At 36.0% G+C, this 14,988-nt stretch carries 12 protein-coding genes; all 12 read right to left on the bottom strand.

Annotation, left to right across the window (positions count from 1 at the left end; all coding sequences use genetic code 11):
• Positions 1-160: 160 nt before the first annotated feature.
• The gene (locus DWZ03_RS09820; RefSeq protein WP_120129818.1) at positions 161-1,402 is read right to left on the bottom strand and encodes a DegT/DnrJ/EryC1/StrS family aminotransferase; all 1,242 of its coding nucleotides are present in this window, start codon (positions 1,400-1,402) and stop codon (positions 161-163) included.
• Positions 1,403-1,415: 13 nt separating this feature from the next.
• Positions 1,416-2,006, bottom strand: a complete 591-nt coding sequence (locus DWZ03_RS09825) for an acetyltransferase (protein WP_120129821.1) — start codon at positions 2,004-2,006, stop codon at positions 1,416-1,418.
• Between the two features lie 9 nt (positions 2,007-2,015).
• Entirely contained in the window at positions 2,016-2,624 is a 609-nt protein-coding gene (locus DWZ03_RS09830; protein WP_008664828.1) for a sugar transferase, read from the bottom strand.
• Between the two features lie 84 nt (positions 2,625-2,708).
• Complete coding sequence (locus DWZ03_RS09835) at positions 2,709-3,926, bottom strand: glycosyltransferase family 4 protein (protein WP_120129823.1); 1,218 nt, start codon at positions 3,924-3,926, stop codon at positions 2,709-2,711.
• 1 nt (position 3,927) lies between these two features.
• On the bottom strand, positions 3,928-5,799 hold the full coding sequence (locus tag DWZ03_RS09840) for an alginate lyase family protein (RefSeq protein WP_120129992.1): 1,872 nt from the start codon (positions 5,797-5,799) through the stop codon (positions 3,928-3,930).
• A 13-nt stretch (positions 5,800-5,812) separates the two neighbouring features.
• Positions 5,813-7,936 (bottom strand): bi-domain-containing oxidoreductase, encoded by a 2,124-nt coding sequence (locus DWZ03_RS09845; RefSeq protein WP_120129826.1) that lies wholly within the window; start codon positions 7,934-7,936, stop codon positions 5,813-5,815.
• Positions 7,937-7,938: 2 nt separating this feature from the next.
• Positions 7,939-8,853, bottom strand: a complete 915-nt coding sequence (locus DWZ03_RS09850) for a glycosyltransferase family 4 protein (protein ID WP_229122525.1) — start codon at positions 8,851-8,853, stop codon at positions 7,939-7,941.
• A gap of 118 nt (positions 8,854-8,971) precedes the next feature.
• Positions 8,972-9,964: a glycosyltransferase gene (locus DWZ03_RS09855; protein WP_165859859.1), complete on the bottom strand. Its 993-nt coding sequence runs from the start codon at positions 9,962-9,964 to the stop codon at positions 8,972-8,974.
• A 133-nt stretch (positions 9,965-10,097) separates the two neighbouring features.
• Positions 10,098-11,195, bottom strand: coding sequence for a glycoside hydrolase family 99-like domain-containing protein (locus tag DWZ03_RS09860; RefSeq protein WP_120129834.1), 1,098 nt, complete (start codon positions 11,193-11,195; stop codon positions 10,098-10,100).
• Positions 11,195-12,646, bottom strand: a complete 1,452-nt coding sequence (locus tag DWZ03_RS09865) for an oligosaccharide flippase family protein (protein WP_120129837.1) — start codon at positions 12,644-12,646, stop codon at positions 11,195-11,197. Before DWZ03_RS09865 ends, DWZ03_RS09860 begins: the two co-directional genes overlap by 1 nt.
• A complete protein-coding gene (locus DWZ03_RS09870; RefSeq protein ID WP_120129840.1) occupies positions 12,636-13,823 on the bottom strand; it encodes an EpsG family protein in 1,188 nt (395 codons plus the stop codon). Before DWZ03_RS09870 ends, DWZ03_RS09865 begins: the two co-directional genes overlap by 11 nt.
• Positions 13,820-14,977: a non-hydrolyzing UDP-N-acetylglucosamine 2-epimerase gene (gene wecB / locus DWZ03_RS09875; RefSeq protein WP_120129842.1), complete on the bottom strand. Its 1,158-nt coding sequence runs from the start codon at positions 14,975-14,977 to the stop codon at positions 13,820-13,822. Before wecB ends, DWZ03_RS09870 begins: the two co-directional genes overlap by 4 nt.
• Between the last annotated feature and the right edge of the window lie 11 nt (positions 14,978-14,988).

Genomic DNA, 14,988 nt, shown 5'->3' on the forward strand with positions numbered 1-14,988 from the left:
ACAACTATGGCTCTCTAGCACAGAAGATCACATTATGGATATCCCCCGAAGTCAGAGAAGATTCTCGGTACCCATCTCAAATATGCCTATAAACAAAGAAAACAGCCCCACTGAAGCTGTTTTCTGAAATTAGTTCATAAAAAATTGATACTATGTAGTTTCATAGTATACTCTCCTTCATTTCATTCACTATGTATCTCACATCCTCATCCGTCACATAAGGACCACTCGGCAAGCAAAGACCACGTTTGAACAAGCCCTCACTGACACCATTCACATAGGCAGGATTAGCCGAATAAACCGGCTGGAGGTGCATGGGCTTCCATAAGGGACGGCTCTCGATACCGGCTCTGTCCAAGCAAACACGCATGGCCTCTACATTACGGTTAGGCTCACAAGAAGTATGGGCACTCACTGACTCATGCGTAACACCGGCGGCACCACCTACGGCGCCTTTTACTGTCTCACGGTAGGCATCCTCCTCACCTCTCACATGCAGATTCCCGTCAAGCAGTACCGTGTTCAGCCAATAATTGCTGTCATAACGTCCGGAAGGATTCTCATGAAGCGTGATTCCCTCCACATCGGCCAACAACTTACGATACAGACCGCACAGATGCTTATGGTGCGCTATATGCTCATCCACCACCGTCATCTGACCGCGGCCGATTCCCGCACAAATGTTACTCATCCTATAATTATAGCCTATACGCTCATGCTGGTAGTAGGGATAGGACTCACGGGCCTGGGTAGCATAGAACATTATCTCACGCTTATACTCTTCATCAGGGCAAATCAAAGCACCGCCACCGCTGGTGGTTATCATCTTGTTGCCATTGAAAGAAAGCACACCATATTTGCCAAAAGTTCCGAGGACTTGCCCGTCAAACTTGCTTCCAAAGCCTTCGGCGGCATCCTCTATGACCGGAATACCATATTTATCTGCCACTGACATGATTTGGTCTATCCTGTAGGGCATTCCATACAAAGCTACCGGAACAATTGCTTTGGGTTTCCGACCGGTCTTGTTGATACGATCCCTGATAGCCTGCTCCAGAAGTACCGGGTCCATGTTCCATGTATCAGCCTCAGAATCCACAAATACCGGAGTGGCACCGAGGTAGGTCACCGGATGGGAAGAGGCACAAAAGGTAAAGCTCTGTACTATCACTTCATCACCCTGACTAACTCCGCAAGCAAGCAGGGCCAGATGTACGGCCGCAGTGCCCGCACTCAAAGCCACCACCTTTTTATTCTGCCCCACAAAACATTCCAAATCCTGCTCGAAGGCATTCACGTTCGGGCCGAGCGGAACAACCCAGTTGGTATCAAAGGCTTCTTGTATGAAGCCCATCTCCTTGCCGCTCATGTGGGCGAGGCAAAGATATATTCTCTTATCCATAAAATTACGTAATTTACAAAACTATATTCTTGATAATCTTACACCTATTCCCTACAGCCAACACACCATCCGGAATATCCTTTGTAACAACGGAACCAGCACCTATAATACTCCACTTCCCTATCTTAACACCCGGAATAACAACACTGCCGGCACCAATCCATGTCCCCTCGCCAACTTGCACATTGCCACAAAGCGTACAATGGGGAGAAATATGCACATAATCAGCAATCAGACATTCATGATCCACCGAAGCACCGGTATTGATAATACAATGGCTGCCAATACAAACATCCGACTGCACAATTGCCCCCTGCATAACTACCGAGCCTTCTCTTATCTCAGTTTCTTCAGATATAATTGCAGAAGGATGAAAAGCTTTGCCATATTCAACCTTTAACTCCTTGGCAATCTTCCTGCGAATACCATTATTCCCAATACTGATTATCAATGGTCCGCAGACCTTCGACGGACGTAATACGGGATAGTCAAAAAGACTATGAATTTCCTCATTATCATCAAACAACGCTTCAATCGGTTCATGATTTGCACGCAATATATCAATGATCACTTTGGCATGACCACTGGCACCATATAAATACATGTTTTGATATTAGTTATTTCCAGTAAAGACTTCCATCGTAGCCGAAGTATCAGAGCTGATACCTTCCCTTATAAATACCTTTCTTATTGTCATAAAAACAATTTTCAAATCAAGTAGAAAAGAACAATGATCTACATACCACACATCCAGTTTAAATTTCTTTGACCAACTGATAGCATTGCGCCCGTTAACTTGCGCCCAACCCGTAATCCCCGGACGGACTTCATGACGACGAGCTTGTTCTTTACTATAAAGCGGTAAGTATTGAGGCAATAAAGGACGGGGACCTATCAAAGCCATATCCCCTTTCAATACATTAATCAGTTGTGGAAGCTCATCGATCGAAGTAGAACGTACAAAACTTCCAACTTTTGTCAAACGTACAGCATCAGGCAATAAATTTCCCTCTGCATCCCGTTCATCGGTCATGGTCTTAAACTTGATAACTTTAAAAATCTTTCCATCCTTCCCTGGACGCTCCTGAGTGAAAAAGACTCCGGAGCCCTTATTGGCAAAATGCAACCAAAAAGCGACAAGAAACAGTATCGGCCAAATCAAAGCCAATATGCAAAACACGAGAAGGAAGTCAATCACTCTCTTAAGAAAATGAGAATACATGCTCTAATAATTATGTACCAATATGAAGTCGTATCTAATATCCTTAAAAAAAACTATTCTTCGATAACAAGACGATAAAAATCTTCATTTTAAAGAAATTACTTCCTCCAAGAATGAAACGAACTTATCCGCTAATGATTTTCTTGAGAAATTAGCTTCTGCAAATGCCCTAGCCCTCTGCCCACATCCTGTTCTGTATGTATCATCGTCCAATAAAGAAATCAAGCCTTCGGCAAAAGCATTTGCATCCTTAGGAGGAACAACAATCCCTAACTTATTTTCTTGAATCATATCAGCAAGCCAACCTGGATAATTGTTTAAGACAGCCAATCCTGAAGATATATAATCAAAAAACTTATTAGGTGAAGTTCCATAGTAAAAAGCCGGAACATCAGCTAATACCATCAAACCCAAATCTGCTGATGCAACAACTTTATTTAGTTCTTTCTTAGGCATCGGATTATAAAAACGACAATTATCCAATTGTTCTTTTCGAGCTCGTTCCATCAAATGCGGTTTCATTTTACCGTCTCCTATAAATGCCAACACAATATCCGTCCGTTGCTTTGCCTTCAGCACTGCAGCAGCATCCAACACTGCATCCAAACCATTGGCAATTCCATGTGCACCAGTAAAAACCGCTACTTTATCTGTTTTGGAAATGCCCTCCAACGAAAGATTATCACGTGAAGATGGCTTGAATATCTTCAAATCACACCCGTTCGGAATCATCGAAATACGCTTGCCCGGCTGGCTCCTTCTTTTAATTCCTTCACAAATTCCAGGAGAAAGACCAACACAAGCATCCGCGCAATGATAACTCAACCACTCCAAAATATTCATCCCCCACAATAAAAAAGGATTCTTCATACCTAAGGCCTTAGGTAATTCAGGCCACAAGTCACGAACTTCAAAAATAAATTTTTTCTTCCGGAACAACTTCATTACTATGCCTGGAATACCGGCTGTCAAAGGAGTAGAAGTTGCAAACAACAAATCATAATCTTCTTTCAATGCTATTTGAATACCTTTCCATCCAAACTTCACGAAAGTCCATGCTCTTTTGGCGATACCATCCTTATTTGAGTAAGGTAAAGCTATCTGAATCACATCTATACCATCGACCATTCCTCTATGAACATTTTTCATCGTTGTATTCGGCAAATCTAGCTTGACCGTTTCACCACAAACCACGCAAACAGAATGACCTCTGGCAATCAGATGTTTTGCCAATTCATAAGAACGTGTCCCCCCCGCTTGGGTGGGAATGGTAAAATGTTGATGGAAATAAAGCACTTTCATTTTATATAAATTGAAGGATTGTTTTTATCGAGCTATTTTTAGTCTGAAATTCGATTTGCCTACATTTAGTCGTTTGACCATAATAATTAGAACATAATTGTTCTGTATCAATAGTTTCACCGTTTGATTCCAAACTAAGATTATCCTTATTTGTATGCCATAATTGACGCATATTCATATTTTTTGGGTTACCATCTATACAATCTTCTATCTCCCACTTACATGTGTTTTTCCATTTTACAATCTTTCTATAATGTTTTATTTCCTTATTCAGATAAGTAAAACAAGAAACTTTTCCTTCAAATATGTAAGTATCCTCTGTTTCTTTCAACGAACTCCACTCTGCTTGCGACCAATTATACCAAATAAATCGATCTCCTTTCAACATTTGGTCATGTCCTTCAAGCATTATTGTATTATGAGATTCCGTACCCATAAAATATCGAAGTAACTTCTCTGTTGTATTGTATTTATAACTACCCCCATCAAACAAACAATTCTCTCCTTGATACCAAATATCCAAATGCAGATTATCCGCATGCGCAGGTCGGTCCTTATGTCTTCCACATCTGATAAAAGAAAAAGTATCCTTTTCACGAATACAATAATATCCTCCCTTATCAAAAGAAATGCAACCAAACTGTTTTTTTATTGGTGGATACATCTGTCGGTTTGCTTTCCACTCGCACAAATACCATTCTCTATCCTCATATTGCCGATCATACAAATGTTCGGAAGTAAGCAAATAATATAATGCATCGAGTTGAGGACGATAATCACGATAATCGCAATCATTAAGTTTAAAAAACAAAGCTCCATCATTCGAACCATAATTGGATAACCAACCGGTCGAATCATCCTGGCACTGATACAAAAAATTCACAGACTGATAAGCACGTTTATATACTTCATCACAAAACCGCTCCCCATTTCTGTCTGCCAGAGTAATGGCCCATGTCAAAAGCTGAACCACTACCCGATGATAATTCATACTGAATTGCAGATAAGTACCATCTTCTGCCACTTGGTATTTTATCTCTTCCTCAAACCATTTCTTTCCTTTCTTTTTCCACTCTCCAGATTCTGGAAACTGAGGAAATAACAGACCTACCAGATACAACGCCAACGTTTCTGTTATTGCATGATTATTACGCACTGCAATCCGGGAAAAATTTATATTTGCACGTACATGCTTTATTTGCCAATAAACAGACTGGATGATTAACCTAAAAACATCTTCCGTCAATTCAACCGAATCTTTATAATAATAAAGTGCGAATAACCAATTCAATACACGCAAAGATATTTCCTGACTACATTTATAATTAGGTCCACAATTAAGTGGGTTTTTATGAATCCAGTCCTCTATTTGAGAAAATACAAAAGACGCATGATTTTCACCAGACTTTTGATCATAGCGGATAATGTCATAGAGAAAAGAAAAACGGGACTTTTCCCATACATACTTTATATCCCCTGCTTCAGGCACAATATCCTCTACTGTCGTCCAGTGTACATTCGCATTATATTTATAGTTCGTATCAGGGTTTGTCAGCCAGTCATAATCCGTTCCAAGGTTGTACCAAACGGCAGAAAAGAAGCAATATTCACCGCGCTTCATTCTATTGACTCTCTCTGAAAGTACCCTACTATCAGTATGGGTCAATTTCACGCTCTTTCTACTTGAAAAGAAAAAGGGTTTTGCGTGCTTTCTCCAATCCGCCAATGACAAATATTCTTTATCCTCCCAAGAAATAGGGTATGCTCTTTTCAACATTCCCCCTTTACAGCGTATTTCATACTGGATACGAAACAAAAAGTACTTTATTCCCATGTTATGAAATAACTGAAAATAAAGAAGAAGTTTATTCATAAGGAACACAGAATTATTCAATCTCAATCCACTTGTTCTGCTTCAAGCTATCGATACAAGCAAACGATGCCTTGGCTGTATTTACAATAGAGTCAAATGGAATTAAAGCTTCTCCTCCGTTTTGTATTCTATCATTCAATAAAACAAATTGGGTAGTATGTCCTTTATCCATGCCTTTTTTCATTTTAGAGAATCCTTTGCAACCATACCCTTTCAGTTCTCTCCAATTGTCAAGAACCAGCGTCTTTTCTTGTGTATAGATCTCTATTCTCTCTTTCGAATAAGACTTGCTACCATTAGCAAAATAGTTTATCACGGCATTCGCCCCATTCTCATATCTTAGCAAAATACTCGCATTATCCGTATTCTCTTCAGGATTTTCCCCCATTGCATTCATACATACGGCAACAACCTTACTGTCTGCGAAAAATGAGCATAAATCAATAAAATGGCAAGCCTCACCAATAATACGTCCTCCTCCCACTTTCAAATCATGCACCCATACTTCAGACGGTATAAATCCGGCATTCATAGTTGCCACAATATTTTTCACTCCGCTTCCGGAAAGCTGTTTCATTTTCACCGCGAAAGGAGAAAAACGTCGGTTATACCCCACAGTTAATGTTACTCCATTCTTTTGTGCTTCCCGATAAGTTTCAGTAATCTCATTCAATTCCGTTTGATTCAAGCACAACGGCTTCTCCACAAACACATGTTTCTCTGCTTGCAATGCATCCAACACCATTGAAGCATGAAGATTATGACGGGTTGTAATCATTACCAAATCCACAGCCTCATCTTTCAAGATTTCCTTGTAATCAGAAGTTGCTTTCATGGCACCAGCCTTTTGAGCCAGAACTTTAGCAGACAAACCTTGCGCACTCGCAATGTACCGAATATGCGCTCCTGCTTTCGTCAAAGCAGGCAACATCGTTGCCGATGTAAAGTTTCCGGCGCCAATAATGCCTATTTGTCCTTTTGTTGCTGAAAAGTCAGCAGAAGCAACCTCAACTATCGTATTTCGTTTTGCATCAACGGGATATTTCAAGATAGAAGCGATAGAACCATGTTTACGCATGTCCCCATATATCTTTTCATAATCCTTCAAATCCACTTCTTCAGTAATCAATGATTTCACATCAATATTCCCCATGGATATTGCCTGCAAAACAGTCTCGAAATTTCTTTTTTCTGTCCAGCGTACAAAAGGTAACGGATAATCTATTCCTTTATTTTCGTAATCTTCATCATAACGTCCCGGACCATAGGAACAAGAAACTTGGAATGATAACTCCTTTTTATAAAAATCATCCCTACGAATATCCAATCCTATTACACCTACAAGCACAATACGACCTCTTTTCCTTGACATCTCAGCCGCCTGGTGAATCACTTCATCTGTTTTAGCAGAAGCAGTAATCAATACAGCATCAGCCCCATGTGAATATGTTTCTTCAAGCACATATTTTACAGAATCTGTTCCTTTAGCAGGATTTACCCCTATCACTCCTTTAGTACGGGCCAATTCCACCTTTTCTTCATCAAAATCAATTCCTATGACTCTACACCCATTCGCTTTCAATAATTGCGCTGTTATCAATCCAATCAAACCTAACCCGATTACAACAACAGTTTCTCCCAATTGCGGATTCAGCAAACGAATACCCTGCAAACCTATAGACCCAATTACAGTAAAAGCAGCTTCTTCATCCGAAACATTTTCCGGTATTTTAGCTACCAAGTTTTTAGGTACACAAACATACTCGGCATGTTGTCCATTAGATGCCACACGATCGCCCACCTTAAATTCTGTAACTCCATTTCCTACAGCAACCACTACACCGGAATTACAGTACCCTAAAGGCAACGGTTGTCCCAGTTTATTAAAAACCGCCTCCAATGTAGGTTGCAAACCATCTGTCTTTATCTTATCAAGTACTTGCTTTACTTTATCAGGCTGTTGACGAGCCTTGTCTATCAAATTTGCCTTTCCAAACTCGACAAGCATACGTTCTGTCCCTAAAGACACTAAAGAACAAGATGTTTTAACCAAGACATAACCTGATTTTACCTGAGGAACCGGAACTTCTTCAAGTACAGTCCTCCCTAATTTCATATCTTGAATTATTTGCTTCATAGTTATCCCTTATATTTTGTTACAACATTCATTATATCTTTTTCTCTTCTTGTCATTGAAAACAATGATTCAATCCTATCATGAGCTGCGATACTAATACTCTCCAAATCATCATTCCAATGCTCCTCTATAGCATTAGCAATAGTCTGCGGCAATGTATCCTTTATTATTACCCCCACATCTCCAACAACATTTAGAACTTCTCCAACATCTGTTGTTATAACCACAGCCCCACAACTCATAGCCTCCGCAATAGCTAGTCCAAAACCTTCGTAGCGAGATGGCTGTAAATAAAAACGGCAATTTTTCAGATAAGTTAATTTTTCATCCTCGGAAATTGAACCTAAAATATCAATATAAGCATTTAGTCCTTTTCCTGATATATATTGTTTCACTTCATTAAAAGCGTCCCCCTCATGTCCTGCAATATTAAGATGTATATCCAACTTGTCTTTCAATAATTCAATTGAATCTATAATTTCATACAAGCATTTTCGTTTTACATTTTCTTTACCCGTCCAACAAATAGTAAACAATTCATTCCTTCTGTTGCAATATGTCCCTCTTGAATATTTTATAATGTCTATACAATGTGGAGAATATATCATATTTTTAAGATTCCAATCTTTATAAATTTGTTCATATTCATTTTTTGAAACTAGAATATTGACATTCGCATATTTAATAGAATACTTAATCAATAGCTTTTCTAATAAGGGTCTTCTATAGTAATCCGAAGCAGCCATTGGGCACTTATAATTAAAAGTTCCTGTGATTACAAGTTTTTTCCTCAACAGTCTTGAGATAAATACTGGGAAAAAAGCATATGTCCACCACCAAACAAAAATAACATCTGCACTCCAATCTATTTCACGATATTTAGTAGCTATTGTCAAATTAGAATCTATCTTTTTCAAGATGTTAATATCCTGATTATAAAATTCTACAAGAAACAATTTGCTCTTATCTGATATTTTACAAAAGAAACATATTTTCATAATTACGTTCTAATAAATGTTCCAATCACCATTTACTTCACTCCCTCAATATTCCTTTTACAATGTCTAACATATCAACACTATTATACAACTGCACTGAAGCCTTTGAATATGATTCATAATTTCTGTCAATTTCAAGGATTGCCTCACATACATTTTTCTCTAACAAAATATCAGTACAAATACCCGCTTCAAATTTTGAAAAAATAAAATTCAAAGCAGGCAAATTATTTGAAATCATAGGAATACCAAACATTGAATATTCATATAATTTATTAGGCGCGCAATATAAAACATTAATTGCCCTATTTATAGGTTCGCCATCCACAACATATACCAATATACCAATATGCGCCAATTTCGTAATTTCCAAATGTAAAGGAGGAGGTAAGAAAGGAAGAAAAACAATTCTCTCGCTTTGACATTTATCTCTAAGTTCATTATAAAAAGGATTTTCACCTCCCATCAAAAACAAAATATAATCATCAGGTAGAGAATTAACTGCTCTAACAAAATAATCAACTCTTCTCTCAGGAATAAATACCCCTTGATACAATATTATCTTTTTATTTCTATATTTAGATATTATTTCTTGAATTGAAAATGGTAAAGATTGGGCTATTTGAACATTGCCATTATATGGTTTATTAGGCAGAATATAAGGGACTTTATCCAAATCATAAATAGATTTCGTTATATGCGCTCTATTATATTCACAGCAAATAACTTTCTTTGATTTTTTCAAATTTTTCTCAAACGGATAACAAGGATTCAATAATCTATATGCTATTTTTTGAGTGGGGTTCTTAAATTCAAATAAATGAGATATCACATCATACTTATCCAAATAAGCTGAAAATAAGCTAACTGTTTCAGAATGCAAAAGCCACAAATATGTAGTCTCTTTTACATATTCATTTTTCAGCATTTCTAATACATATCTACGATATTTCCACTGTTGAATTATCCGTTGCATTCCATTTCCACCATATAACGGTGTTTTGTAAAATCGTACATGATTTCTTTCCATCAATACTTTTTCTGTATTCATGTCCGAACAACCACCAATATACACGATTTCATAATTTAACTCCGACAATATATTACATATAGATATCACTGGTGGAAATAACTTGATATCATATATCATTGTCAATATCACTTTACTTTTCATTTTTCAACTCTTGCGATAAAACATTTATGTATTCTAAACCATACTTCAAATCAGGCTCCATATAATTTCCTTCTCCCCATTCATTCCAAGACTTCAAAAAAACATATTTCTGTTCTTGAGGCTTATTTTTCATATTATATAAAATCGAATTAACATGCTTTCGAAATAAATCTGGAGTTGAACCATGCAAAATATATCCACCAGTACCACTTCTTGGAGTATGATCCCAATTAGGTATTATTGTTGGAAAGACCTTTACATCTTCATATTCACGATTCATCAAAGACATTTTTCTTACCATATCCGAATATTTATGGATATATGGAATTTTTAATATATCAGAGCAGAAACGTCTTTTAAGTTTATTCAAAAAAAGATTATCAGTCTTCCATTCCCATAGTCCCACATAATTAACAGCATTGAAACCTAATGAAAGCATTTTATCTATATCTGAGCGTATTGTTGCTTGGGCAATAAAATAAATATCACCTATATCATTTTTTTTTGCAAAATCTTTCCACACAGATATAAAATTGGCTACATCAAGAAACTCAAAAGGCCTATATATCATAAATACCGGCTTACCATCTATCTTAAAGTAACGTTTATCTTTAAAAGCAGGCAACAAAGATTTAAAATGAAGTATATAATCCTCTACCCCTAGATACCGCTGTTCTATTAGCAAATTCTTCTGACAAGTTCCATCTTTATTCCAAAATTTTGCATGCCATGATTCATTAGCCCAACACAAGCAAAAAGGAAAATCTGGCTCATTAAGCCTTAGAACCTCCTTAAATGGATAATCAAGCTCTTGCTTTCCTTCTCCAAACCAATAATGATAATAGCAAAAAGCTTCAATTCCAGCTTTTCGAGCAAGAACTGCTTGTTCTTTTCTAACTTCAGGCAATCTCAAATCATAATATCCCAAATCAGCTGGCACTCTAGGTTGATAATGTCCTGGATATAACGAACGAGCTTTTCCTACATTAGTCCACTCGGTAAATCCTTTCCCCCACCATCTATCATTGTCTTTTGTCGGATGAAATTGTGGTAAATAAAATGCAATAACATGAGTTCTATTTGTCATCACTTACTATTTTTATACTTAATATAATTTTGAACAAAAGATACAATCCATGGATTCTTAATAAAGAAAAACTGAGACAACAAAAAATACATACAGCAAAGAACAAAAGATAATAATAATATTTGCCAATTATCAGTCAATATTCCCTTCAGAAGAACAACAATAATCCAATATGGAATTGAATAAAACACATTCAATTTTATACTATTAATAGGTATAAATAACAATCTATGCCGGAACATATAGCAAAAAAGAAAAATAGTAACCGAAAGTTCAGAGCACAATAATGTAATTGCCGTACCTACAGAAGCTAAATTACTTACTAAAGTCAAATTAAATGATAATCCTACAACTGCCCCAACTACAGCTATTTTTAAAATAACAGCATCTCTTTTAAGAGGTATAAGAATTTGAGACACGAACACTTGAGCTATTCCAACTATCAGTATCAAAGGAACAATCAATTGCATAGGTAATACAGCCCCTTCATATCCATTTCCTGCAATAATAGCTATAATAGCATCAGACAATGGTATGATTGCAAATACAAGAGGTATGCTAACCGAAAAAAACAACCAATATGTAGCATTTATTTTCTTTCTAAATTCGATTACACTACCATTAGACAACAAAGCTGACATACGAGGCATCATCACATTTGTCAAAGAAGTAAATAATCCCAACATTATTATATATATCTTTAGTGCTGTCACATAATAACCAACCTCCCTTTCAGAAGAAACGAATCCCAAATATATAACATTAAATGTAGTATAAGCAGAGGTTAATATCAAATAAAAACCTAGATAGATATAGGGTTTTATATATAATTTAAATGTTCTAACATGTGCCCAACTATATAATACAAATCTTTGCGAATAAATCCAGTTCACAACAGCATTAAAAACAACGAGCAAAACTGTTATGATATAATAAACATATATATCATTACGATTTTTCACAAAAATAAACAACGAAAAAAGATAAATAATCCTCAATACTAAAGTGCGTGCAGTTATATATTTAAAGTTTTCAATTCCTTTGTAAAACCATTCTATTAAAAACAAGTTGAACAACAATTTAAATATACCTAATAACAACAAATCACGTTTTTCATAAAATTGTGGTACCAAATATATCAAACTAATATATATTAAAGTTACAATAATAGTGAAACACAAATTTATAGAAAACAAAACGGAGAATATACTATTCCTTTTACTAATATCATTAGAGGCTTTAGCCACTTCACGAATACCTAATATATTCAATCCCAACATTGAAATCATTATGAAATAATTTACAACTCCATCTACAAAATTTACTATTCCAATATTTTCTACCCCCAATATACGAGATAAATACGGAAAAGTAACTAACTGTATTACATAATTACTTGTTGTCAAGATAGCACTATAAATAATATTTTTTTTAATACTATTATTCTCCACTTGTTCTTATTACAGATTGATTATACATCGCATTATAGAAAATCAACTCTCTATGAGTATGTTTAATAGGCTTAAAGACTGATTCATAAGGATACCATAACTCATATTGTCTTGTATGAACTGCTAAATGAGAAGTATCAGCCAAATAATAATAACTTTTTTGAAATATCAAAAAAGCGAAACACCCTATAAATAATATTTTATTATAAGCAAATTTTTCCATTGTAATCAAAGAATAGCCAACATTTACTACATATGGAATTGCAAATGGAATCAAATAATTTGCGATTCTCATTAATCCTTGATTCATTGCTCCTAAAAACAAAAACAGAAGTAACATCTTCATTATACAATTATCCTGCTTACTCATAAATCCATTTTTATTTGCAATCAAATAAAAACCCAAAAATGCCACAAAAGAAATTGCATAATACATAATACCCAATACATTATTCATTTCCAATGTAGAATAAGATTTCAATTTCAATCCTATAATAGGCATAAAATCCATAAAAATCATATAGTGATTAGGTAGGATATAAAAAAAAACGAGCAGAACAATTCCTCCCCCTATTCCTAATAACCAGTTGGCATATTTTGCCTTTAATAAGTAATTCAGCAAAGGAAAAACTAACAACACCAATGCTGAAAAATGAAAACCTATAGAAAAAAGACATCCTAAATAGTATCTAAAATATCTTTTTTCTATAAGATTAGAAATATTAAAACAAAAAATACAAACAGCTAATGCCTCACGTAATATCTCCATATTATAATAAATATAATATATTAGAAAATATATCAGAAAACAAGATATTACATTTACACTTCGCTTCTTAAATACATACAAAAAAGTAAGATTTACTATTATAGCATGTAATAATTGAAGGTATACAAAATCAGCACCTAACGTTTTAGATATCGCACAAAATAAATACCATAATGGACCATATCCTTCATCAAAACTAAAAAATTCCCAATTTTTCCATGTAGGCATTGAAGTATATGTATCTATATAATGTAAAGAATCACCTCCAACTCTATATCTTAATCCGGCAATTAAGATCAAAAATACGATTATTACACATATACATACAGAAGAAAGCTTTCTATAATGTTTCAAATCAACGAGTATCCAACTATAGAGAATCAGGATAAAGGCTACAACATATATCATTTCAGTATAAACATATTTACAATACGGGCACAAGCCTTCCCATCCCCATAAGGATTTACCGCCTTACTCATTTCCTCATAATGCGCCTCATCATCCAGCAAAGCAGAGACCTCATTTACAATCTTATCATAATTTGTTCCCACCAACTTCACCGTACCAGCTTCCAAAGCCTCCGGGCGTTCCGTCGTATCACGCATCACGAGTACTGGTTTACCAAGTCCGGGAGCTTCTTCCTGAATACCACCACTGTCTGTCAGAACAATAGTAGATTTCTCCATCAAATAAACAAAAGAGAGATACTCCAAAGGCTCTATAAAAAACATATTTCCTAAATTGGATAAATCCTCACCAAATACTTCATGAATGGGTTTGCGAACATTGGGATTCAAATGCATCGGATAAACAAAGTCAACATCGGGATATCGTTTTGTAAGAGCCTGAATAGCCTTACACATAGACATGAATCCGTCACCGAAATTTTCACGACGATGACCTGTTATCAAAACCAAATTCTTTCCCTCCTGCAAACGGTTGATATCATAACCGGAAGCTCTTAAAACACCTTTCAATTCTTCATCAAGCCTTTTATCGCTCTTTATTTTATTTATAACCATATAGAGTGCATCTATTACCGTATTTCCAGTCACAATAATAGAAGATTCCTCTACCCCTTCATCCAACAGATTCTGTCGGCTTAACGGTGTGGGAGAAAAATGATAAGTAGTAATGCGTCCTGTTATCAGCCGATTCATCTCCTCTGGCCAAGGACTATAAATATTATGAGTACGAAGTCCCGCCTCTACATGCCCCACCGGAATCTGCTGATAAAAAGCAGCCAATGCCGAAGCCGTAGAAGTGGTTGTATCACCATGAACCAAAACAACATCCGGCTGTGCCTCTTTCAAGACATCCCGCATCCCCGTCAAAACACGGGCTGTCACATCATATAAATCCTGCCCTTGTTTCATAATATTCAAATCATAGTCAGGAGTAATATCAAATATATGTAACACTTGATCAAGCATTTCGCGATGTTGACCGGTAACGCATACTATTGTCTTGAACTTCTCTGGAGATTTTTGAAATTCTTTCACCAAAGGAGCCATCTTTATGGCTTCGGGGCGAGTCCCGAAAACCAGCATAATTTTCTTCATACTATAGGGGA

Source organism: Bacteroides sp. AF29-11 (assembly GCF_003602895.1).
GTDB lineage: Bacteria > Bacteroidota > Bacteroidia > Bacteroidales > Bacteroidaceae > Bacteroides > Bacteroides uniformis.